19 protein-coding genes are annotated in these 23,188 nt (G+C 37.2%); 10 read left to right on the forward strand and 9 right to left on the reverse strand.

The genetic code is table 11. The annotated features are described in order from the left end of the window. Positions 1–125 precede the first annotated feature (125 nt). On the forward strand, positions 126–1,532 hold the full coding sequence (scfB, locus tag BPMYX0001_RS05570; RefSeq protein WP_006093990.1) for a thioether cross-link-forming SCIFF peptide maturase: 1,407 nt from the start codon (positions 126–128) through the stop codon (positions 1,530–1,532). A 178-nt stretch (positions 1,533–1,710) separates the two neighbouring features. On the opposite strand, the gene BPMYX0001_RS33825 is transcribed toward scfB, so the two are convergent. Together BPMYX0001_RS33825 and BPMYX0001_RS33830 are read right to left on the reverse strand one after the other, a co-directional pair. After that, a complete protein-coding gene (locus BPMYX0001_RS33825; RefSeq protein ID WP_006093991.1) occupies positions 1,711–1,905 on the reverse strand; it encodes a hypothetical protein in 195 nt (64 codons plus the stop codon). After that, complete coding sequence (locus BPMYX0001_RS33830; RefSeq protein WP_306472975.1) at positions 1,829–2,017, reverse strand: DUF4240 domain-containing protein; 189 nt, start codon at positions 2,015–2,017, stop codon at positions 1,829–1,831. The genes BPMYX0001_RS33825 and BPMYX0001_RS33830 overlap by 77 nt, the downstream gene beginning before the upstream one ends. A gap of 164 nt (positions 2,018–2,181) precedes the next feature. Between BPMYX0001_RS33830 and BPMYX0001_RS05580 the strand changes: the two genes are divergently transcribed. Then, on the forward strand, positions 2,182–3,678 hold the full coding sequence (locus BPMYX0001_RS05580; RefSeq protein ID WP_006093992.1) for an L-lactate permease: 1,497 nt from the start codon (positions 2,182–2,184) through the stop codon (positions 3,676–3,678). Between the two features lie 100 nt (positions 3,679–3,778). Further along, positions 3,779–4,462 carry a DUF2278 family protein gene (locus BPMYX0001_RS05585; protein ID WP_006093993.1) on the forward strand — a complete coding sequence of 228 codons (684 nt, stop codon included), beginning with the start codon at positions 3,779–3,781 and terminating at the stop codon, positions 4,460–4,462. A 14-nt stretch (positions 4,463–4,476) separates the two neighbouring features. Here BPMYX0001_RS05585 and BPMYX0001_RS05590 read toward each other — a convergent pair whose 3' ends face one another. Further along, positions 4,477–5,319, reverse strand: coding sequence for a hypothetical protein (locus tag BPMYX0001_RS05590; protein WP_006093994.1), 843 nt, complete (start codon positions 5,317–5,319; stop codon positions 4,477–4,479). 173 nt (positions 5,320–5,492) lie between these two features. Between BPMYX0001_RS05590 and BPMYX0001_RS05595 the strand changes: the two genes are divergently transcribed. Continuing rightward, entirely contained in the window at positions 5,493–6,293 is an 801-nt protein-coding gene (locus BPMYX0001_RS05595) for a zinc ribbon domain-containing protein (RefSeq protein ID WP_006093995.1), read from the forward strand. A gap of 19 nt (positions 6,294–6,312) precedes the next feature. Further along, the gene (locus BPMYX0001_RS05600) at positions 6,313–7,572 is read left to right on the forward strand and encodes a TcaA 3rd/4th domain-containing protein (protein ID WP_033798740.1); all 1,260 of its coding nucleotides are present in this window, start codon (positions 6,313–6,315) and stop codon (positions 7,570–7,572) included. Positions 7,573–7,898: 326 nt separating this feature from the next. Here the strand turns inward: BPMYX0001_RS05600 and BPMYX0001_RS05605 are convergent, their stop codons facing one another. Continuing rightward, positions 7,899–8,330 carry a hypothetical protein gene (locus BPMYX0001_RS05605; protein WP_018781107.1) on the reverse strand — a complete coding sequence of 144 codons (432 nt, stop codon included), beginning with the start codon at positions 8,328–8,330 and terminating at the stop codon, positions 7,899–7,901. Between the two features lie 452 nt (positions 8,331–8,782). Here BPMYX0001_RS05605 and BPMYX0001_RS05610 point away from each other — a divergent pair, with 452 nt between their 5' ends. After that, entirely contained in the window at positions 8,783–10,117 is a 1,335-nt protein-coding gene (locus BPMYX0001_RS05610) for an FAD-dependent oxidoreductase (protein ID WP_006093998.1), read from the forward strand. 186 nt (positions 10,118–10,303) lie between these two features. After that, positions 10,304–10,714, forward strand: coding sequence for a DUF3908 family protein (locus BPMYX0001_RS05615; protein WP_003203224.1), 411 nt, complete (start codon positions 10,304–10,306; stop codon positions 10,712–10,714). A gap of 268 nt (positions 10,715–10,982) precedes the next feature. On the opposite strand, the gene BPMYX0001_RS05620 is transcribed toward BPMYX0001_RS05615, so the two are convergent. From BPMYX0001_RS05620 to BPMYX0001_RS05640, 5 genes are all read right to left on the reverse strand, one after another. Next, the gene (locus BPMYX0001_RS05620) at positions 10,983–12,548 is read right to left on the reverse strand and encodes a SagB family peptide dehydrogenase (protein ID WP_006093999.1); all 1,566 of its coding nucleotides are present in this window, start codon (positions 12,546–12,548) and stop codon (positions 10,983–10,985) included. 22 nt (positions 12,549–12,570) lie between these two features. Continuing rightward, on the reverse strand, positions 12,571–14,520 hold the full coding sequence (locus BPMYX0001_RS05625; RefSeq protein WP_006094000.1) for a TOMM precursor leader peptide-binding protein: 1,950 nt from the start codon (positions 14,518–14,520) through the stop codon (positions 12,571–12,573). Further along, positions 14,520–16,439, reverse strand: coding sequence for a putative thiazole-containing bacteriocin maturation protein (locus BPMYX0001_RS05630; protein ID WP_018781104.1), 1,920 nt, complete (start codon positions 16,437–16,439; stop codon positions 14,520–14,522). The genes BPMYX0001_RS05625 and BPMYX0001_RS05630 overlap by 1 nt, the downstream gene beginning before the upstream one ends. Before the next feature lie 357 nt (positions 16,440–16,796). Next, entirely contained in the window at positions 16,797–18,041 is a 1,245-nt protein-coding gene (gene odhB, locus BPMYX0001_RS05635; protein ID WP_006094002.1) for a 2-oxoglutarate dehydrogenase complex dihydrolipoyllysine-residue succinyltransferase, read from the reverse strand. A gap of 156 nt (positions 18,042–18,197) precedes the next feature. Continuing rightward, on the reverse strand, positions 18,198–21,083 hold the full coding sequence (locus BPMYX0001_RS05640) for a 2-oxoglutarate dehydrogenase E1 component (protein ID WP_006094003.1): 2,886 nt from the start codon (positions 21,081–21,083) through the stop codon (positions 18,198–18,200). Between the two features lie 881 nt (positions 21,084–21,964). Between BPMYX0001_RS05640 and BPMYX0001_RS05645 the strand changes: the two genes are divergently transcribed. The 3 genes from BPMYX0001_RS05645 (at position 21,965) to BPMYX0001_RS05655 (ending at position 22,800) form a co-directional block, all read left to right on the forward strand. Continuing rightward, a complete protein-coding gene (locus BPMYX0001_RS05645) occupies positions 21,965–22,171 on the forward strand; it encodes a helix-turn-helix transcriptional regulator (RefSeq protein ID WP_018764075.1) in 207 nt (68 codons plus the stop codon). 70 nt (positions 22,172–22,241) lie between these two features. Then, positions 22,242–22,568 (forward strand): permease, encoded by a 327-nt coding sequence (locus BPMYX0001_RS05650; protein ID WP_231398654.1) that lies wholly within the window; start codon positions 22,242–22,244, stop codon positions 22,566–22,568. Between the two features lie 46 nt (positions 22,569–22,614). Continuing rightward, positions 22,615–22,800, forward strand: a complete 186-nt coding sequence (locus BPMYX0001_RS05655) for a DUF3976 domain-containing protein (RefSeq protein WP_006094007.1) — start codon at positions 22,615–22,617, stop codon at positions 22,798–22,800. Positions 22,801–23,188: the final 388 nt, after the last annotated feature.

The following is a 23,188-nucleotide window of genomic DNA, read 5'->3' on the forward strand; positions in this document are numbered from 1 at the left end:
AATGAGAAACGTACCGCCCAACTGTTTCCCAGATGGGCGGCCATTTTTATCCCGCATGAACAAGAAGTAAAAACCCCATTAACGGAAGTTTTACTTTATAGATAAAAGGAGTTTGATTATTAAATATGATTCATCAATATAAATTAAACGGATACAACATCGTACTCGATACCTACAGTGGATCAGTACATGTTGTTGACGACCTCGCTTATGAAATCATCACGCTTTATGAGACTACTGCTGCAGAAGAAATCATAACAATGATGCTAGAAAAATACGTATATGATTCCGATATCTCTGAGAAAGACATTCGAGAAACCATTGCAGATATCGAAGAGCTAAAAAATGATGGGGAACTCTTTACTGAGGATGAATATAAGAGTCTCTCAATTGATTTAAGAAACCGCCAAACTTATGTAAAGGCCCTCTGCCTCAATGTTGCACATACATGTAACTTATCATGCGAATACTGCTTCGCCAGCCAAGGAAAATACAATGGAAGCAGAGCGATTATGAGTTATGAGGTTGGCAAAAGAGCTATCGATTACCTATTGGAAAACTCCGGTCATCACCGAAACCTCGACATCGATTTCTTCGGGGGAGAGCCGCTCATGGCCTGGAAAGTTGTAAAACAGATTGTCGCTTACGCAAGAAGTAAAGAAAAAGAGTACAAAAAAACGTTTCGCTTCACCTTTACTACAAATGGCATGTTACTAAACGATGAAATCACTGATTTTTTGAATAAAGAAATGTACAATGTCGTATTGAGTCTTGATGGAAGAAAAGAAGTCCACGATCACCTTCGTAAAACGGTAACTGGAAAGGGGAGCTATGAGTATATCGTTCCGAAGTTCCAAGAATTCGTCAAAAGCCGTGGAGATAAAGAATACTATGTGCGTGGAACCTATACTCATAACAACGTTGACTTCACCAATGACATTTTTCATATCGCAGATCTTGGTTTTGACAAGCTCTCGATGGAACCGGTCATCTGTAATCCACGGGAACCATATGCACTCACCGAAAAGGACCTTCCAGATATTTATAACCAGTACGAAATTCTCGCCAAGGAAATGCTAAAGCGTGAGGAAGAAGGTAATGGATTCACTTTCTACCATTACATGCTTGATCTCTCAGAAGGCCCTTGCATCCAAAAGAGAATTTCTGGCTGCGGCTCAGGAACCGAATATTTCGCTGTCACACCATGGGGCGAGATTTTTCCTTGCCACCAGTTCATCGGGGATAACGAATACAGTATGGGAAACATTTGGGATGGGATTACAAAACAAGAGATGCAATGTCAATTTAAAGAGAGCAGTTGCTACTCGAAGCCAGAATGTCAGGACTGCTGGGCGAAACTTTACTGCAGTGGTGGTTGCCCTGCCAACGCATTGCATGCAACCGGCTCCATCAATGGAATCTACGATTTTAGCTGTGACATCTTCCGTAAGAGAGTAGAATGTTCCATGATGGTTAAAGTAGCTGAATCCATGAGAACTATGAAAAAAAACAAACAAGCCGTGGCACAATAAGCATAAAGATATTATGAGGTTGAGAGATAAGTCAAAATTTGATTTATGCTCAGCCTCTTTGAAAATCTTCTTTTTCTTTTAGACAAAAAATCCCCACTGATTAAAGTTTCACTTTATAAAATGGAATTCATTATGTAAATTATACCATTTCATATACGAGTATTTTGAATTTATTCAGTTAATATAATAAAGGATTTTCACCAAAACGTTTTGCTAATCCTTCTTCATCGTCTTCTTCCCAATCGAACTCAATTTCAGGCATAGATGAATCATGTCCCTTTTCATCTAATAAGGAATCAAATGTATCCCAAATATCGTCGTCCCATTCTGTATCTCCCGTTTCTTTTAAGAGCAGTTTGGAAATGGATTTCATAATCTGCAATTTCGCCCGTGGGCTGAGAAGTTAAGTGTTCCACCAGCCATTCGCTCGTTTCCTCTTTTTGATTCATTTCTGAAATCAGCTGCCAAAATTGTCCTTTGTTCATATCTATAACCCCTTTTGAGGAATATAGTATTTCTTGTAGTGTATCGTTTTTTCGATCATTCACTTGATAAAGAATAGTGAAAAACTGTTATAAAACGAATTGAATATTCTGACATCTATTATATAATAGTTACAATTGTATCTTATAAGAAACGAGATGATGGTATGGCTGTATGGTTAGCCCTTATTCCAATTATGATGATTTTCATTTGTTTATTTGTATTTAAGCAAACATCGCTGAAAGCCTCGCTGATTTCTTATGTTGTATGTACTGGAATCGTTTTACTAACGCCAATGTTTCGACTGCAAATGGGAGAGGTCATGCATGCAACAATTAAGGGCGGGTTAATTTGTTTTATTGTAGGGTATGTTCTGTTTTTTGGTATTCTTTTATTTCACCTCATGAACAAAATGGGGTATATCGATCAAGTTGCACGTTTTATCGAACAAGTTACACATGATCGATTATTACAAATGCTCTTAATGTGCTTTGGAATTTGTCCACTTATCGAATCAGTGAGCGGATTTGGAATTGGTTTTATGGTGGCAGCTCCTATTTTTCTTTCGCTTGGTTATAAACCGTTCCAAGCAGTCTTGTTATCGTTTATCGGTTTATTGGCGAGTTCCTGGGGTGCGATGGCAACAGGGACAATTATTGGATCGCAGCTTATCAATATGCCATTAGTAAACTTAGGATCTAGTACAGCATTACTCAGTATTCCTTTTTTTGCATACTTTGTCTTACTTTCTTTGTATGTAGTTGGTGGTTGGCAAGCGGTGAAGGAAAAATGGAAGGAAGGGTTCGGTTTTTTTCTCTTATTTTCTATATCAATCTATCTGTCTAATGCATACGTAAGCGTTGAACTAGCCGGGATTTTAAGTTCCATCGTAACGATTACATTTGGCTTTCTTATCATTAAGATGACAGCGAGGCAAGGAAAGGGGTTTTTATCGGAGCATGCTGCCACGACGCAGCGAGAAGTTTCTATCGTGAAAATTATAAGCCCTTATTTATTTTTAACAGTTTGTATTTTACTTTCTCGTCTCATTCCGTCGTTACATAATATGCTACAATCTTACGCGATTCTTGATTTACCATCGTATTCTTACAAACTAGCGTTATTATATTCACCGGGATTTTGGCTTGGGATTACATGTTTATTTACCATCGTTTTTTTCCGTATTCCTTCTTCTATTATAAAACAGTCTTTATCGCAAACGATTAAACAATGGATACCGTTTGCGATTACAACGACAATGTTCATTGCTATTTCAGAATTGATGGGTGCCGCGGGTATGCATACATTATTAGCAGAAGCAGCAGGAAGTACATTTGGAACATTATTTGTCTTCGTTGCCCCGTTCATCGGTGCAATTGGTGGTTTTTTAACGGGAAGTAACGCAGGATCAAATGCGATGTTTATTAAACTACAAATGCAAACGGCGCAGAATGTAGGACTTCCGTGGCAATATGTTACGACTTTGCAAAATACAGCATCATCCGTAGCGACAATTGCTTGCCCGTCACGGATTACGCTTGGGGCCTATTTATGTAATATTCCATTTCGTGAGAATGAACTACTAAAGAAGACAACGCTTATGATTTTTGGAGCGGTGTTAATTGTGGTGGTGGAAGTTGCAGGTTGGTATGTATTGCGATGAAATATTTGATGAAATCCTCTACTTTAGGAGGATTTTTGTTTGTTAGTGGATAATTTATAAAAGAACAAGTGTTTCCATTACATGAAGAGGAGATGATCCCATGCCCTTAAAAAACTATGGCGTTTTAAAAGGTACCGCACTACAATCTATGATTGGAAAAGGGAAAACACCTCATTATCAAGTTCATTTGCAAGATGAATCGGGAGTAGATTACCGGATTGCAATTAATGTGAAATCGCAGAGCTATCCATCAGAAGTATTATATTTTGCAAGTGAAAATATTAAATCAGAAGCTATTACGATTTTACCGACATTACCTTTTGGTTTTACAGAAGTGAAAAATAATGAACCAAAGGTGGCTTTAGATTATGTGCGGGGAAATTTATTTGAGTCAAAACAGATGATTCCTTTGCCGCCAGAAAAATCGGGAGCTGACAACGATTTAAATGAAAAAATAGAACACTATATAAAACGAGCGATAGAGGAAAAGGCAATTATTTATGCATTTGGAGAACGATGGGGTCCAGAAAATGATACACCTGATCGATATTTTCATTTTAAACCTGGTAATGGGATACATGATATTCATATGAATCAAGGAAATGTGGAGAAGTGGCAAGGGGATGATGGCACATGGCAAGATGGTGGCCTATTCATCCATTTTGAGAAAAAGCAGCAATGGGTTGGCATTTTCCTCGCATTTCAGTCGCAGTCTTGGTGTACAGACGAAGAGGGACATGCGCGGATTCCGGTGGAGCATTGCAACTATAAGAGCAAAAATTAATTAAAACAGCTAGTTCATCTCGAACTAGCTGTTTTAATTTTGTAGAAAATAAAGCTGATACATACAGCGATACATGAAAATAGTATGGCAATACTAGAGAAAGCAAGTACATACATATTATATTTCACTACATTCCCTATTAGTTGATTACTATCATAATGAAATAGACCTGCTATTGCATTGAAGAGGAAAAGAACGATAAATATAGTAATTACACCGTCTAATGAACCTTCTATATCCGGCTTGCTCAAGGCAATATGTGCAGAGATACAAATCGCGATAAAAAGAAAAAGCCAAAACAAAGGATTAAATAAGTTGTTAACTGTAAAGAGACTTTTTAATAAGAGAATGGCTGATAATAAAATATTTTGTAACATATCGATATTGATAGAAGCGGTTTGAGTATTTGTTTCAAGAGCATGTATAAAGACCGAATAAGATTGTGGTACGAAATAATACATAAGAAGGATCAAGGCGGCCATTCCCGAGAAAATAGGAGCAATTCCGATGAAGAAATTTCCTATTCGTTGATATATACTTCTTTGATTATATTGATGCCTGACATAACCTAAATAACCGTTATTTGTATTGGTTGGAAAGAGCTGCATTGCCACAATTTGATGCCTAAATACGACACACATAATCGCATGTCCTAATTCATGAATAGGAACACCAATCCAAGCTGATAAAAGGAAGCCTTTTCTACCAAAAGCCCTCGTCCAATACGTTCGTGTAAGAGATTCTAAATATCCTAATAGAAAACCAACTAAAATGATAACACCAAGTAATGAAAAAAATTGTATTAAGCTTTTAAGGAATATATGAAAAATTGAGTATGCTAGTTCCATATTCTTCATCCAATCTATGTATTTTACTACTGTTTATCATACCACTTTGTGAATAGATTACTAGAATAGATAGGGTGGAAATGTATAGCATATATAGCTTTTTCTTGTAGGCATGTTTTCTGTCCTTATACATATATTGAATTTGTAGCAGCTTAGAAGATACATGCAAGGGAGATGGTAGGATGATGTGTCCAGAGTGTAAAACTGAGCATGCAAGTGAAGCGAAATTCTGTGGTCATTGTGGACATTCACTTATGGAGCAAGCTGTAGAGCATCATGCAGAACAGGGGGAACAGCAGTTGTCCCAACCAGCACCTGTACAGGAAAACCGTTCGAATGAAACGGTAGAGCAAGCAAAGCAATTTGCAAGTGATTACATTCAGTTTTTTAAGAATGCATTAAAAGCTCCAACAGCAATTATGAAAAGTGGACATATTGAGGTAAGGAATGGGATTACAAGTCTTGTTCTTATTTGTTTCTTTTTTGCTTGTATGTTTTACCGGTTGATGAGTGCAACGGCAGCAATTGCAACTGGAATTATAAGTAGGGCTGGATTTGTACCTGAAGAACAGCCTTCTTTTTTCGGGGAATCAGCTAAGGTCTTTTTATTTTTATTAATTTTATTTCTATTTGTTGGGGGTATAATTTTTGTAAGTGGAAAGCTCATGAAATCATCTTTTTCTTTTTTAGAAGCATTAGGGGTATGGGGAACAATTTCAACACCGGTTGTCGCTATACTTATTCTTGCATTGTTATTTAGCTTTTTGTTAGGCTTCCTATCTCCACTATTTTTAGGATTCGCTGTAACAGGGATGACGATTTGCACAATTGTTTCCATATTAAAGTTAGACAGAGGTGGATTAGATCCAGTGTATACACTTATTATCGCAAATATTTTGATTTCAATTGCGAGCTGGATTGTGCTTTGGTCCTATATAAAAACAATACTTGATACCTTAACTGGAGGTTTAACAAACTTCTAATGAAAAGGTGGATGAATGGATGAACGTTTGTGCAAAATGCGGTTCACAGGTAATGGATGACGTGCAATTTTGTCAAAAGTGTGGGGCTAGAAGAGATGAGCACCAGCGAGTAGGGAACGAAAAGGAACCACAGATACGAAAGAAAATGAGCAAGGGGAAGAAAATATGGATTGTGCTTGTGATTCTTTTTATTGTCGGTTTTGGCGGCGCATACCTGTATGGAACAAAGTATTATTCTGCAGAAGCACAAATTGATAGAATGGTTACGATTTTACAAGACAGAGATACGGAAAAATTCATTGATATTGTTACAACAGATGACCCACAATTTGTAGTAGATAAAGAGAGTGTAAGACCGTTGTTTTCGTATATAAAAGAATATCCGTCCTATGTTAATGATTTAAAAGCTTCTATACAACAGCAAAAGAAGAAGCAAAATGATGTAGAAAAAGTCGATTTTGTATTAACGAAGGATGGAAAATACCTCTTTCTATTTGATCGATATAAATTGAAAGCAAAAACCTATTATGCAACGCTCCTTACGAATGAAAAAGATGCGTTGTTAAAAATAAATGGAAAAGAGTTAGATAAGACAACTGATAAAATGTTTGAAAAGCAATATGGACCATTTTTCCCAGGTATTCAAACGTTTCAATCAGAGTTTAAAAATGATTATGTGAAGCTAACGCGTAAAGAAAAGGTTGTACTTATGAAACAAAATCAAAATAATGTAACAGTTGACTTATCGTTAAAAGGTCACTACATTACCATTCAAACAAATGTAGTGGGAGCAACATTATATGCGAACCAGAAACCGATTACGACATTGGTGGGGGAAGAGTTTAAGTGGGGACCAGTAGCTACAGATGGAAGCGTCTCTATTTATTTAGAAAAAGAAGGTGCAAATGGAAAAGAACAAACAAAGGTGGAAAATATATCAACAAGTCAATATTATACACTTTCGTTTCAGAAGAAGCCTGAAAAACAAGAAACATCTTCTTCTCCATCAACTGTGACAACAAAATATGTATATAACGGATTTTTCTTTCCTGATAGTCATATTCGTAAGTTAACAAGCGCAGAGCTAAACATTTTAACAAAAGAACAATTGCGGATCGCGAGAAATGAAATATATGCTCGGCATGGGCATGTTTTTCAAACGAAAGATATGCAATCATACTTTTTAAAGCAGTCGTGGTATCGTGAAAATCCGTATTATACAGGAGAGTTGAATGATGTGGAGACGTATAATATTGAGCTTATGAAGACAAAGGAGTAGGCATTATCATTTTTTATGTTGTAGAAATGAAAGGTACATCAACGATAATGGTGATGTACTTTTTTTATTTATCCCGCATTAACGGGCAGTAAGACCACCACCTCAAGATTTAGAGAGAAACGAGGAAGATAGGTGGGGGGCCAACTGCCCGTAAAAGCCCGATTGATGAGGGCTAATAATCAGTGGGGGAAGAAAACCCACACTGATTAAAGTTTCACTTTATGTGTTTGTATTTCATGTAACAAATCCTTTTATGTGTCATGGTAATGATTACATTATTCCGGTTGAAAAATATAGAAGAATTTAAAGGCAAGATTACCTCTTTGTTATTTCTGTAATGGCATGAGGGAAGTTCTAGCTGGTTCGCGAGAAAAAAAGATATGAAAGAGAAAATTGACTCTGCTTGCTCTGCCAGTTGTACTAGCCTGGACATCGGCTAAAGAACTGGAAGAAAGTATGGCTTCCGAATTCGGTGGAACTGTAATCTCCAGTCTACTGTTTAATTTTTTTGATGTTACAACTGTTATTGTGTCGTAAGAGAGGTTGATAATCTTTAGAATACCAAGTGGATAGACAGCATCGTCAGGCTGAGAGGTGGATGCAAACAGGGTGGATTTCCAAATTTCTTGAAAAAAGGTATCGCTATCAGCCGACCAAGCCTGTGCACCGTAAAGTGTTGCACTAATACTGAATTCTTGTTCCAGTGGTTGGACAACTTTGGGTTCAGCAGGAGTAGAGATAAGAAAATTACTGCACATTGATTCTTTTCACCTACTTTCCATTGCGATTGTTATAGCATATTAATAATTAGGTTTATGGGACACGACGCTTTACCTATAGTGTTCAAAGGATGTTTAAAAATATATGAATATAAATTGAAAAACTGATAGAAAACCATTCTTTTTTAGGTGTGAGAGAGGATCCGGCCAAGCAAAGAAGCGGTCAGAGCCTTTTTGAGCCCCATGCCAAGTGAAAATAAAGGGAGAAAATGAGTGCAAGGCTCTTTTTGTATGTATAGCCGCGACTTATATGTTGGAAAATCAAAATGTATATACAAAGGTATGCGTTATTATATTTGGACGAAGTGGTTTCATTTATAAACAAAAGGGAGAAAACATATACTTTGTATAAGCTACTTATAGAAAAAAGGATTTATTTACAGTGAATCTGGAGAATGTAAACGATAGAGACTGTACAAAGGAGTGATTTTGTGAACTATGTAATCATTGGCGGAGATGCAGCTGGCATGAGTGCGGCTATGCAAATTGTTAGAAATGATAAAGAAGCAAAAGTTGTAACGTTAGAAAAAGGTGAAATATATTCATATGCGCAGTGTGGACTTCCGTACGTTATTAGCGGTGTGATTGCTGCTACTGAAAAATTAATTGCACGAGACATTAGCACATTTCGTGATAAGTATGGAATTGATGCGAAAACACACCATGAAGTAACGAAAATTGATACTGAAAACAAAATTGTGCATGGTATACATACAAGTGAAAACGAGGCATTTCAATATAAATATGATCGCTTGCTAATTGCGACAGGAGTTAGACCTGTTATGCCGGACTGGGAAGGAAACAACCTGCAAGGTGTTCATCTTTTAAAAACAATTCCGGATGCCCATAGAATATTGGAGACCTTACAGGAACAGAATGTTGAGCAAGTAACCATTATTGGCGGCGGGGCAATTGGTCTTGAAATGGCTGAAACATTTGGAGAGCTTGGGAAAAAGGTGCGAATGATTGAGCGAAATGAACATATTGGCACAATTTATGATGCCGATATGGCAGCATATATACATGAAGAAGCAGCAAAATATAATATTGAAATTTTAACAAATGAAAATGTAAAAGCATTTAAGGGGAAAGAGAAAGTTGAATTTGTTGAAACAGATAAAGGAACGTATAAAACGGATCTCATTCTAGTATCAGTTGGCGTGCAGCCAAACACAGAGTTTGTTAACGGAACAGCGATTCGTACGAACAAAAAAGGGGCTATAGAAGTAAATGCTTATATGCAAACGAATGTGGAAGATATCTATGCAGCAGGAGATTGTGCAACGCATTATCACATCATAAAAGAAACGCATGATCATATTCCAATCGGTACAACTGCAAATAAGCAAGGGCGTCTTGCAGGATTGAATATGGTTGATAAACGAAGAGCGTTTAAAGGCACTCTCGGTACGAGCATTATTAAATTTATGGGACTCACTTTAGCGAGAACGGGTTTAAGTGAAAAAGAAGCAAGCGGATTGAAAATACCATATAAAACGGTGAAAGTAGATGCAACCAGTATGGCTGGCTATTATCCAAATGCAACGCCGCTTTATGTGAAATTAGTGTATCGTTCTGATACAAAACAACTATTAGGCGGACAAGTGATCGGAGAAGAAGGCGTGGATAAACGAATCGATGTTATTGCAATGGCGCTCTTTCATAAAATGAGCATTCATGATTTAGAAGATGTCGATTTAAGTTATGCACCGCCATATAACAGTGTTTGGGATCCAGTTCAACAAGCAGCGCGGCGAGCGGAATAGTACTTCTTATAGAAGTGCTATTTTTTTATTTCGAAAACACCGAATTATAAAAAAGATATATAAAATCATATTTGTCCTTGAAAAATGTAGTACGTATCTATTATATTTTCATATAGTATTTATTTTTTACATACATAAAAATACGATAGAAACAAGCTAGTAATGAATGATGATGGAGGATAAGAAATGGCAATAAATATGAGAACAGTAGAAGAGTGGATTGCAGAGTCAAACGCAAGACATGAGGAGGACTTTGGAGAAATTGTCCAAGAAATAAAGGAACTATGCATTGCGATTGATAACGCTACATTAATTTACCCGAAAAATGTATTTTGCTTTGGAAAAAAAGCGGAAGTGTTCTTCTTTTTCCAAGATCATGTTGTCATTGGTCAGGTGCAAGAAGAGTATATTAAAGTTGAAAAATTAAAGTATGAGAATATTACAGATATAAGCCTAAAAACAAATGATAAAAATACAACATTAGAGTTGAAGTTCTCTAATGGGAATTCTATTATGCTAGATAGTTTAAATGATAACTGCGGAACGAAGAATTGGTTGTTTGCAAGACAGATTAAGAGTATCTTTAAAGTAATTTAGTAGTGAAAGCAGGTCTTATATAAATCCAAATTAAAAACGACAAAACCCCTTCTTTTTAGGTAGGAGAGAGCATCCAGCCATGCATAGAAGCGGTCAGATCCTTTTTCTGCCCCATGCCAAGTGAAAACAGAGGGAGAAAGCGAGTGTAAGGTACCTTTTGTTTTTCGTAGCAGCAATTTACATGTTGAAAAATCAAAATGGATTTATATAAAATCCCTTCAAAAACACGCCCTTTGCCAGCACAGTGTACTGAGCGCAGGGCGTGTTTTTAGCTATGCAAATATCCTTTTAACCAAGTGCGATGGCGATAGGGACCAACTGGAATTTGAATAAGGGTCGTTTTTCTTTTTGTATCAGTTTCATACAGTTTGTCACATAAGTTTGCATCAAATCCTAAGAGCGGGTGACCTCCCATATCCATAGCTGAGGCTGCTAAGACAAGTTTTTGGACGAGCATTCCAGCTTCCATTTGTTGAATTCGATATCCTCTATAACCTAAATCGTTTTTTAAATAATCTTTATTTCCTATTACATGTAAACAGAGTGGTACTTGAAAGAGATTTACATTGTCCATTGTCATACCGGATTGTAAAGGATAGCGGAGATCTCCTAATTGAATTTTTTCTAATGTATGAGCATTACTGTCGTAGGAATAGGCACCATTTGGCAAACCGTCTACGTTATAAAAGCATCCGTATAGTGAGACACGTGATTTTTTCTTTATATGTGCTCCGTCTAAATCATTTTGATAAGGAAAGGAAAGAGTTGCTTCTTGAAGCAAAGTAGCTAGTTGCGTATCGCTTATTTTCCTTAAGACAAAATCTAAATCAGGTGAATAACGTTTTTGACAAGCTGTTGCGAAATCGTATGATAATCGCTCTACTCTGGGGAGTGTCAAAGTTTGTGTGTGATGTGGAACAGTTGCCTCTTCTGTCACAGTTCGAAATTGTTCAGTTGAATCTAGCATAGATGCTGCATTCATTGTTGTTATTAGAGGGTGATCAGTAAAGTTCTTTGAGCGAACAAAATGTTCATGCTCTAAAATAGGAAGCTGCTGTGAGAGTTCATAAGAAGTAACGTTTGCGACTGTATTATTTGGATGAAACCATTCTTCTGCAGGGTGGTTAGATAATGGGATAACTGCATACACACTTTCTTCTTGCTCCGATAGTCCGAGTAAATGATTAATGGCTCTATCAAGAAATTGAAAATATACACCAGATGTATAGCCGAATTGTTTAGAGACTTCTAGTAATTGGCCGATGAGGACACCAGTATCTAGACCTTGGAGACGATAGGAAAAGTTATTATATTTAAAGAAATTTTTCCAAAACATTGTTGATACAAAGGCGGTGCCGAAGCAAGCAGATAGATTGCAGCGATTTCCAAGTGCCTCCGTGAGATAAGAGTCAAAATTTCCTTCACGCAGTAATACGAGACGATGATGTGCTGCGTCATAATGATAGATTCCCTGTGGACAATGATACATTTTTAAATACAAATATAGTTCATTTGGATATAGAGCTCCTCCAGAAGGAATAAATCTTCGGTATATATTTGTTGTATTTTGTTCTTCTAAGCCGAGGGAAGGCTGACACAATTGAGTTAGGCCAAATGTATACCAGAGACAATGTCCGATTTGCTCGAGAGTGGGTTCTTTAGACAGATTTTGATCTCGCAATGTTAGCGGTACCTCTAGAGAAAGAGGAATGACAGGTAGATTACGGTATAGTTTATAGGGAAGGGGGGCATCAGCCCAGTTAATTTCCTTGTCTTGGGGCATGATTTCATCAATGGAAAAATGCAAATGGTGTAGAAATGTTTCTAGTTGCATCAATCTACCTCCTTATTGTGACTTATGGAAACGGATGAGGATGTGGATTAAGTTGTTCAAATGTAAGTGGCTCATTGGTATATCCAAGTTCCAGTGGTACGGTAAGTACTCTTTGTAGTCCTGTTGTGCGAGTAAGTTGATGTCCAAATGTCATTGGTAACATACCAGGAATTAGTACTTTCACACAATATAATCCGTTCTTTCGTATGAGAGGAACAGTTTGGTCAATGACGATGACTTCAAGGCCTGAGTGATGTAGTCGATCTAAAAGATGGCGAAGGTCCGAAGTTAGATCCCTATCGATAGATCTTAACTGATTCATTTGTTGAAATGTTTGTACAGACCGATTGTTATTCAATAAAAATTGAAGGCGTTCTTCGGCTTCTGGTAAACCATATACCATACTATGATCATCCATTTGGGTGACAAGATAGGGATCACGTAAACATTGTTCGTATTTTTGTTTACTTGCTTCAAATTTTTCATCCATTGTAAGTAACATACCCGCTAATTCATGGATAGCATTTTTAACAGCTCGCATTGGTTCCATGTGGGCACCACCTGCACAGACGAGATTCATTCCATCTTGTTTTGTATTTTTTGCAATTGCCCATATACTTGGAATACCATGCTCCATCGTTGCATCAAAAACATGTAAATCATAGCCTGTAATCGTGCGCATTCGTTCAATCATCAATTGTAGTTCCACGTCGTCCGCAGAAGCTAGATCAAGGCGGGGAAGTGGTAATTGTGCATACCAAGTTAGCAAGAAAGCATCGCGTTCGACTATTTCTAAAATGCCATGGAAAATCGCTTCTTCTAAACTACCTCCAATTGCACAGCCGTTTGAAGTTTCATAAACAAAAGCGTCCCTGTGTCCTAGGCTATAATATGCAATCGATTCTGGAACTAAGATGGGACGATTTTGTGATAAAGAATAACCCCATACCCAGTCTTGAGGATAATCAGGATCAAACGGTTTAAATGGGAAATCTGTTTTTTTATAATGTTCATCTGTATGTACACCGATTGTGAGAGGATTGATGGCTGTATCTTCTAACTCTCGGTAGCTACCATGAACATTTGTCCGTTTCCCGCGAGGGGTCATTCCACAATATCTCTCTAACCCTTCTAAAATAGCAGTTGCTTCGCTCGCCTTGAATGAATGTGTTCGGCCTGCAACTCCTTCATTTCCTAAAAGTAACGGCATATTTACAATAACATCAGCAAATGGTAATAAGGAATGCTGCATTTTCCCATTTAAAAGTCCAGTCCGATAATCTAAATAATCTTTAGTCAAAAATGTATTTAAATCTTCAATAGAACGACAACGATAACTGTCATTGCCAGTTTTAAAACTTGATTGGAGTGAAATGTAGGCATCCGTTGCAGTGTCATCAGGTAATGTGCTACACATTGGGCATAGAGGATCAGGAAGAAATGAATGACGTGAACATTGAAAGGTTTGCATGTTAAGTAAAATTAGTTCTTCAGCTAAAGAGGTATGCCCTTTTGTTACTATCTTCTCCGTTTCAGCATGAATAAGCTGACACATTTGTAGTAACCCAGTTTGCGTTGCACATACATCTCGCTGTATGGCATCATCTGTTTTTAAGGAATATTTCCGCTGTAGCTCCCACATTTCTTTTTGGTCAAAGCCAGCTATGAAACGCCGTGCATCAGCACAATGGGAGCACCCTGCCTTATCGGGTCTAACATAAGGACCAATGATACCCTCACCAAATGAAGTAAAGCCCCGAAGCCATGGAATGTTAGCGGAGCGAAATATTTCTTCAGCTTCATGATGTATAGAGGGAGGAGAACCATCGTGTAATACGAGAGCAAGATAGATATTTTCTGGGAGTTTTTCTTCAAGTGTATGTTGATGAATAATTGGATAGTGAGCGGATAATTGTTGATTTACATAGTCTGCTAGTATGCCATCTCCTATGATTAATATTTTTCGATTCATCATTCTACCTCCTCTTTGATTACCACACCAACTACACCGCCTAATCCTTCTTTTAAAAAGGGTTCAATTGCTAGGTCGAGGACGAAGGGATGAAGTTTATGCTCTTTTAAATTTTGTAAGGCTAATTGCAAGGATTCTAATTGTGGCATTTCTTCTTCTTTTTGTATTTCAACCCTAAACGATTCTGCACTGTGTAAAAGGATAGAGGAGTCCAATAATATATTGGATTTATAGGGAACTTCTTGATTTTGGACATGAAGTAGTACTTGTTGTAATGCATTTCTTAGTGCTAATGTTATATTTAAGTCAGTACTACCGTACCACTGGTTGTGTACACCGATCCAAACCACAGGAAAACCTAGCACATCTTCACCAATTCCTACCATTGGTTCCCCATGTATCGCGGAGAGTGCACGTAAATAAAATTGGCAGTGTTTGTCGTGAATCTCTGTTAATTGTAGTTGTGTAATTTCTTCTGTTTTGGTCAACTGCCTCATTTGTAATGTGTGTGTTAAATGATTTTGTAGTGCACGGTACACGCCCTCTAACATTGTTTCCCCAGCCCCAATTCCAATGAATCCATCTTGTTCAGGAATAAGGAAATGAACCATTTGAGTTACATATGTTTCAATTCCGGTTAGACCTGCTTCGCGGCGTGCTTCATCATGAGTCAATCCGCCGCAAATTATGGTAGGCAGGAGCGTAGTAGGTCCTTCTGATAATGGATTCGGAACTTGAGCATAGCACTGAGATAACGGTAATTGTTTTAGGTCTTGTTCATCCCATATGTGAAAAATTCCAGATTTGTTTGAGGTTAATTGGTCAAAAAAGCGAAAAAGTTCATTCGAAGGGCTTTGGTTTGAATGTCTTTTGAGAGTTTCATCAATGTCTTGTATCGTTTCTATTGTAAAGTTTTTTGTTGTTATAAGTGGGTGTTTGATGAAAGTGTGCCAGCTGCCTTCTAGCGTTTCAAAATTTAGTAAAAAGAATTGTTTATTTTGCTCTCTATTTGAAGCGCCTGTAATATTTTTGAATAACTCAAAAACGATAATGTTTGCTAACATAGCCCCAGCGATTGGAGAGAAAGGCTCTAATAGTTGATCTTTTTGAAGGGCAGTCTCATGTACGCGTCGCCATGCAGATTCCCAGCATTCTTCAGATTCTGTAGTAATGACAGGACCAGCTAAGCCTACTTGCTCCAAACATAAAGCAGGAAGAAAGTTTTTCTTTTCTTCTCTACAAATCGCGTGGATCGCTCTTAATTTTTCAATATTTCCATTTTGAGATACATATAGAATCCAATCAAAATGTTGAAAAATTTCCTGCAAGGAACGATCTATCGTTGTATCTATTTCTTGAACAAGTACATTTTGATCAGCATCATGGGCTTTTTGTACAATCTCAATTAATCGAGAGCGATTTGTTGCGGTAGAGTCGGTAATAAGACAGTGAAACTCAGGTAAACCAGATTCAAGTAAAGAATAAACTAATGAAGTGAAAATAGAGCCAGATCCAATTGCTAAGACCTTCGCTTGTCGATACATTTGAAATTTCAAGGCACCTGAATGAGAGGAAGTCTCTAAAAAATCGATTTGCGATGCGTATCTCTCAAGTAAGGCATCCTCTAACTGGTGAGGGGAATCTTGACTTACATCACGTACAAAACCATTTTCGTGCAAAAGTTCTCCAAGTTCAAAAACTCTATTTTGATAAGGGAGGGGGAGTCCGCTTGTTAGTTCTTCCAAAGTATGTTCTCCATTAAACATAGGCATTAATTTTTCAATCCATTCATAGATACCATTACCTTGCATTCGGAATGAACTGGAGTTGTTTCGAAAATAGACACCCCCGTTTGAGTCGGGGAGGAAAAAGGTATCCTTGTTCATTTTTAGCTTTGTGGAAGCTGTGAGAGTACTCATTGTGTTCCTCCTTATCAGTAAATTTGTTCTAGACATACGTTATCAGTGTATGTATTGTGAGTTGTCCTTTATGAGTTCTAAAAGATTATTAGTATTTTAGCGTATCCGTGTAATATATAAACTCATTTTGATTTTTCGATATATAAGTCGCTGCTACGAAGAAGAAAAGGGGATCGCTACTTGTTTTCATTTGTTGACATGGGGCAGGAAGGGGATCTGATCGCTTCTATGCATGGCCGGATGCTCTCTTCCCCCTAAAAAGAAAGGGTTTATGTCCGGTTTTTAATTTATATAAAAAAAGCTACATGAAAGAATCAATCGATTCTTTCATGTAGCCAGTATGATTTAGAAAGTCTATCAACCTTCTAATAATAATGATTTTGGATCTTCAAGCATCTCTTTAACAGCAACAAGGAAGCTAACTGCTTCTTTACCATCGACGATGCGGTGGTCGTAAGATAGAGCAATGTACATCATCGGACGGTTTTCCATACGTTCTGCATCGATTGCAACTGGTCTTACTTGAATTTTATGCATTCCAAGAATACCTACTTGTGGGCTGTTTAGGATTGGTGTTGACATAAGGGAGCCGAACACACCACCGTTTGTAATTGTAAATGTACCACCTTGTAGTTCTTTTAATGTAAGTTTGTTATCGCGTGCTTTTTTACCTAGTTCACGAATTTCGCTTTCGATTTCAGCAAAGTTCAATTGGTTTGCATCGCGTACAACTGGAACAACTAATCCATCTGGAGCTGCTACAGCGATTCCGATATCATAGAATTTTTTAATGATAAGCTCGTCACCTTGGATTTCAGCATTTAACAATGGGAATTGTTTTAACGCTGCAACAACTGCTTTTGTGAAGAATGACATAAAGCCAAGACGAACATCATGTTTTTTCTCGAATGAATCTTTACGTTCTTTACGTAATTCCATGATTGCAGTCATATCAACTTCGTTAAATGTTGTTAACATTGCAGATGTTTGCTGAACTTCTACAAGACGTTTTGCAATTGTTTGACGGCGGCGGGACATTTTTACGCGCTCAACTGGTTTTTCAAATTCAGTTTTTGCAGCTGGTTTTGGACTTGTTTTTTCTTGTTTTGGCTCAGCTTTTGGTGCAGCAGCATGTGCTTGTACATCGTGTGGTCTTACACGGCCAAGTGGATCAGTGCTGCGTACTTCATTTAAGTCGATTCCTAATTCACGTGCCATTTTTCTAGCAGCAGGTGATGCGATAGGGCGATCTGTATTTGGAAGACCTTGTAAAGCTGTTTTTGGAGCCTCAGCTTTTGGTGCTTCAGTAACTTCTTGTTTTGGTTGTTCTGGAGCTGCTGCTGGAGCAGGTGTACTTACTGCAGCGCCGTTTGCATCTAAAATTGCAATGATGTCGCCAACTTCAACTGTATCTCCAGGCTCTCCTAGTAGTTGTGATACAATACCTGAATCTTCTGCAATGATTTCAACATTGACTTTATCCGTTTCAAGCTCAACAACGCTGCCACCTTTCTCAACTTTGTCGCCTACATTGATAAGCCATTGTGAGATAGTTCCTTCTGAAATAGATTCTGCAAGCTCAGGTACTTTAATTTCGATCATTTTAAATGTCCTCCCCTTATTTGCCTAACGGTGTGTGTTTTGTCTTCTTTTTTCTTCGGTAATCTCAAAGTTTCCAGCTTGATTGGGCAGAAATTCTTTACGTTCTCGGGTGTAAGGAACTCTGCCCGCATGAGCTAGAGCAAATCACTTTCGTTTTTAGTTGCTATAAACTTCTATTTCTTGTTTATCTTGACGAAAGTTATACTTTGTATCTAATGCGTGTGCAACGATAAGTTCTTGTTCTGCTCGGTGTGCATGTGGATCGCCACCTGAAGGACTTGAACGGTCTGGGCGTCCAATGTAGCCTGTTTTTAATTTATCGCCAGCAAGTTCAAACAGAATTGGAGCCATGTAATGCCATGCACCCATGTTTCTTGGTTCTTCTTGTACCCAAATAATTTCTTCTAAGTTTTTAAAGCGTTTCATAATAGATTGAACTTTTTCAGCAGGGAATGGGTACAATTGCTCAATACGAACAATATGAACTTCATCTAAATTGTACTCATGTTTCCCGGATTCAATCTCTGCCGCTAAATCAATTGCCATTTTACCAGTTGTTAAGACAAGACGTTTTACTTTGTTTGGTTTTATGCCAAGGTTTTCTTGCTCTAACGCAGGTTGGAAACGTCCTTCACTTAACTGGCTACCTGATGAAGCTGTAAGTGGGTGACGCAATAAGCTTTTTGGTGTCATGATTACTAATGGACGAACAGCCTCCGTACCAAGGATTGATGCTTGACGGCGCAAGATATGGAAGTATTGTGCCGCGCTTGTTAAGTTTGCAACAGTCCAGTTATTTTCTGCAGCTAGTTGTAAGAAACGCTCTGGACGTGCACTAGAGTGCTCTGGTCCTTGACCTTCATAACCATGAGGTAAAAGAAGAACTAGACCTGATTTTTGTCCCCATTTTGCTCTTCCTGATGAAACATATTGATCAAATAATGCTTGCGCAGTATTTGAGAAATCACCGTATTGCGCTTCCCACATAACTAAAGTTTCTGGAGCGAATACATTATAACCGTATTCATAGCCGACAACAGCAGCTTCTGATAACGGACTGTTATGAACAGAGAACGATGCGCGTATATTCGGCAGGCGATGTAATGGTGAATATGTTTCGTTTGTTTCTGTATCATGCAGTACGATATGACGGTGTGCGAACGTACCACGCTGTGAATCTTGACCAGTTAAACGAATTGGCGTACCTTCTTGTAAAATAGAAGCGAATGCTAAAGATTCAGCAAGTGCCCATTCAATTTTACCGTTCTCTTCAAGAGCATCTTTACGGCGCTCAAGAATCTTCTTCACTTTCGGATATACGTTAAAGCCTTCTGGCCAAGTTAAAAGCCCTTCGTTAATTGCGCGAAGTGTTTCAAGTGGAAGACCAGTATCAATCGGCTGAATTCCTTTCGCAACAACGTCTGGAACTTTAACGTGAATTGCTGCGTCACTTGTATCTGCTGGTGGTACTTGTGCATATTCAGCTTTTAACTCTTCTTGTATAAACTGAGTAATTGTTTCAACCTCATCTGCATTTAGAACGCCTGCAGCTTCTAATTGGCTTGCATATAAAGCTCTTACAGTTGGATGATTTTTAATTTTTTTATAAACTTGTGGTTGCGTAACTGCTGGATCATCCATTTCGTTATGACCGTAACGACGGTAACCGATTAAATCGATTAAGAAGTCTTTTTTGAACAGCATACGATATTGAATTGCAAGGTTAGCAGCAGCAAGACAAGCTTCAGGATCATCAGCATTCACGTGAACGATTGGAATATCGAATCCTTTCGCAAGATCACTTGAATATTTCGTAGAACGAGAATCATAGCTATCAGTCGTAAAGCCGATTGCGTTATTCGCGATAACATGAATTGTTCCACCAGTTTGGTATGCATTCAATCTGCTTAAGTTCAATGTTTCAGATACAATACCTTGCCCAGGGAATGCAGCATCACCATGAACTAAAATTACGAATGATTTTGAAACGTCTTGTTCAGGATAACCAGCTTGTTTACGATCTTCTTGAGCAGCACGTGCATAACCTTCAACAACTGGGTTAACAAACTCAAGGTGACTTGGGTTATTTGCTAATGTAACGCGTGTGCTAGCTTCTTCAGATCCGACAACTTGTTCTCTACCTAAATGGTATTTCACATCGCCAGTCCAGCCGACACTACTATTTATTACATCTTGTGATTTATCAGATTCAATAGTTGCATGTTTGAATTCTGCGAACATGTGACTATATGGTTTTTCTAATACATGAGCGAGTACGCTTAGACGACCGCGGTGAGCCATACCAATCATGACATCGTTTACGCCGCCTTTAGCACCTTCTAAAATAATTTCATCTAGTACAGGTACAAGCATATCAACGCCTTCGATGGAGAAACGTTTTTGGCCAACGAATGTTTTATGCAAAAATTGCTCGAAACCTTCAACAGCTGTTAAGCGTTTTAAGAGAGCAGTTCGTTTTTTATTTGTTAATGGTTGACGCAGGGAATTTGATTCCACCATTTGATGCAACCACGCGCGTTCTTCACTATCTTGTATATGCGAGAATTCATAGGCTAAAGATTTTGTGTAAACATCTTTTAATCTATTAATTACATCAAAAGCTGTGTGAACATCATTTGGTGCATCTGCCCATACTGTTTTAGCTGGAATCGCTTTCAAATCTACATCGCTCAATTCATTCATTGCTTTCTCGATGAGAGATTGTCCATCAGCAGGCTCTTCCATTGGATTAATATGAGCCGATGTATGACCGAATGAACGGATATGCTCAACAAGTTGAACGACTTTAAGAATTTTTTCAATGTTTCCTGTGTTTTGAGGAGAAAAATTTGTTTCCTTGTTGTCCCCTGTTACGACATCTGCTTGGAATGGAGGAGCTCCAAAAGTTTCAAAAAGCTCTTGTAATTCCGGATCAACAGAACCTTCTCCTGTCACGTAACGATCATACTGTTCAATAACATAGCCAAGGTTCGGACCATGGAATTTGGCCCAAGGGTTTGTCGTTGTATTCTTCCTCGTCATTTGTTTAAACCTCCCAATGCATGTAATCCTTCTTTCATAATGCGAAAGAATGCATTTTGCTCTTTTCATAATTGATCAACCAGTAATGAATGTAAATGTTATCTTTACTCTTATGTTATTACGATAATTTACATAATACCAAACATTATTACTTATCCGTTTTGTAAAAAAACATTCACAATTACTTATCACCCAAGTTAATCTTTCATGTTATAAAGTAATTTTAAGGAAAAAATAGGTGATTTCATCTGGTACATCCGCACTTGGAACGAAATCTTCCATATGAAAATATAAAATAAATTGTAAGAATGTTTCGTTAAAATATGGTTTGATTTATGTATATTAAAATAATAAGCGCTTTCAAGAATATTATACAACAATATAACAGGATATAGTATAAAAAATAAAAAATTATGAATTTATCGTTAACTTTATTTCAATAGTGTTAAATATTGAAAGGAAAAAAGAAAAATTTGCTTGTAAGTGATGATTATGATTTGAAAATGGTTCATAAATCGTTAGTTTTTGCAAATATAGCAGAAAATAGCTTAAAAAGGGTAGCCAGCTTCATTCGTATAGGAGAAAAAATGTAATATTTTAAAAAGATAAAGTGCAGATAACAATATTAATTTTTCTCATTACAGAGGGATAAATATAATGAAAACCATCTATACAAATAAAGTTAACTATATGTTAGAGATGGAACATATCGTGATGTTCGCTCTTTATAGGATTCCATTTTAGTTATGACAATAGTCGTGATCAAAAAGAAAAGGCGGGAGTAAGAAGGATTGGAAAAGTTATGTAAAAAATGTAAAGGATACTTGACGTAAAGGTTGCTTTACATTTATACTCTGTTCAAGGAGGAGGGGGGATTTTCCTTGGAAAACAAAATGGTAGAATACAGAAAAAAATTGGGACTGTCTCAAGAGAAGTTAGCCGAAAAACTTGGTGTTTCTAGACAGACGATTATTTCAATTGAAAAAGGAAAATATGATCCATCACTTCCTTTAGCATTCGAAATTGCGAAAGCATTTCAGACAACCATTGAGAATGTATTTATTTATGAAGGGAAAGAACGGGAATGATAGAGAAGGGGGAATATTAATGAATTATTCACAGAAGTACTTTTTGATTATTGGAATGTTTTTTTAAATTATGAGTGGATTCATGATATTGGCAGGGATTATGACACATTCTGCGCCGCCAACTCCGACTTATACATTAGCATCGATGATGATTATGTGCTTTTGTTTAAGTTATCTTCACCCACAATTTAAAGAGAAAGACGAAAGGATGAAGTTAATCCGTCAAAAAGGGATGTTTTATTCTTTCTTTGCATTATTGATATATTTCATTATTTTTTCAATTGGGTTACATTTAGAAATCATTATATTGACAGCTGGAGAATTACTTAATATGTTAGCTGCTTTAACAATTAGTACGGTTTTTATTTCGTTTGTTGTTTTATCTAAAAGATATTAAGTGGAAAATAATGAATTATAGGTCTTACATATAGGAAGGAGAAAAAATGCAATTTCTTTATGCGTTTGGTATAAGTATTATTTTAATGCTATTCATGTATTTCTTCGTTCGCAAAGATATTACGAAAGATAATACGCTGACAAAGAGAGGTTTTTATAAACTGATTGGATGTTTAGTGGCGATGTTTGTGGGGATTATTGTGTTGGTGGTATTGGTGAGTAAGAAATTATAAATAGAAAAACCCTGTTTTATAAGCTAGTAAAAGAGGTAGAAGATAGCAGGAATAAAACAGAATCAAGTCCAGTATGCAATAAGTTTGCATCTGGATTTCATTCTGTTTTATTTTTATTACATTTTTGTTACTACTCTTATTCTTATCTTAGAAACAATTATACTTATACATAGTATGACAATTTAGTCAATGGTCAAATTTAGGAAAAAGGAATGAATTTATGAAAAAACAAATTACAGCACTTTCTTTAGCTATGGTTCTGGGCTTCGGTTTCCAACCGATTGCTAGTTTAGCAGAAACATCAAATAACATAACGCAAGATTCTACTCAACAAGCTGGATGGAAATTAGAAAATGGTGAATGGTTTTATTATGAAAATGGTAGTAAA

Origin of the sequence: Bacillus pseudomycoides DSM 12442, assembly GCF_000161455.1 — a bacterium.
GTDB lineage: Bacteria > Bacillota > Bacilli > Bacillales > Bacillaceae_G > Bacillus_A > Bacillus_A pseudomycoides.

Coding starts and splice junctions, on each gene's coding strand:
- BPMYX0001_RS05615 (WP_003203224.1), top strand. CDS start 10,304: ATGGCAATAAATATGAGAACAGTAGAAGAGTGGATTGCAGAGTCAAAC.
- BPMYX0001_RS05590 (WP_006093994.1), bottom strand. CDS start 5,319: ATGAAGAATATGGAACTAGCATACTCAATTTTTCATATATTCCTTAAA.
- BPMYX0001_RS05655 (WP_006094007.1), top strand. CDS start 22,615: ATGCAATTTCTTTATGCGTTTGGTATAAGTATTATTTTAATGCTATTC.
- BPMYX0001_RS05605 (WP_018781107.1), bottom strand. CDS start 8,330: ATGTGCAGTAATTTTCTTATCTCTACTCCTGCTGAACCCAAAGTTGTC.
- BPMYX0001_RS05585 (WP_006093993.1), top strand. CDS start 3,779: ATGCCCTTAAAAAACTATGGCGTTTTAAAAGGTACCGCACTACAATCT.
- BPMYX0001_RS05640 (WP_006094003.1), bottom strand. CDS start 21,083: ATGACGAGGAAGAATACAACGACAAACCCTTGGGCCAAATTCCATGGT.
- BPMYX0001_RS33825 (WP_006093991.1), bottom strand. CDS start 1,905: ATGAAATCCATTTCCAAACTGCTCTTAAAAGAAACGGGAGATACAGAA.
- BPMYX0001_RS05600 (WP_033798740.1), top strand. CDS start 6,313: ATGAACGTTTGTGCAAAATGCGGTTCACAGGTAATGGATGACGTGCAA.
- BPMYX0001_RS05595 (WP_006093995.1), top strand. CDS start 5,493: ATGATGTGTCCAGAGTGTAAAACTGAGCATGCAAGTGAAGCGAAATTC.
- odhB (WP_006094002.1), bottom strand. CDS start 18,041: ATGATCGAAATTAAAGTACCTGAGCTTGCAGAATCTATTTCAGAAGGA.
- scfB (WP_006093990.1), top strand. CDS start 126: ATGATTCATCAATATAAATTAAACGGATACAACATCGTACTCGATACC.
- BPMYX0001_RS05580 (WP_006093992.1), top strand. CDS start 2,182: ATGGCTGTATGGTTAGCCCTTATTCCAATTATGATGATTTTCATTTGT.
- BPMYX0001_RS05650 (WP_231398654.1), top strand. CDS start 22,242: ATGAGTGGATTCATGATATTGGCAGGGATTATGACACATTCTGCGCCG.
- BPMYX0001_RS05625 (WP_006094000.1), bottom strand. CDS start 14,520: ATGAATCGAAAAATATTAATCATAGGAGATGGCATACTAGCAGACTAT.
- BPMYX0001_RS33830 (WP_306472975.1), bottom strand. CDS start 2,017: ATGAACAAAGGACAATTTTGGCAGCTGATTTCAGAAATGAATCAAAAA.
- BPMYX0001_RS05630 (WP_018781104.1), bottom strand. CDS start 16,439: ATGAGTACTCTCACAGCTTCCACAAAGCTAAAAATGAACAAGGATACC.
- BPMYX0001_RS05620 (WP_006093999.1), bottom strand. CDS start 12,548: ATGCAACTAGAAACATTTCTACACCATTTGCATTTTTCCATTGATGAA.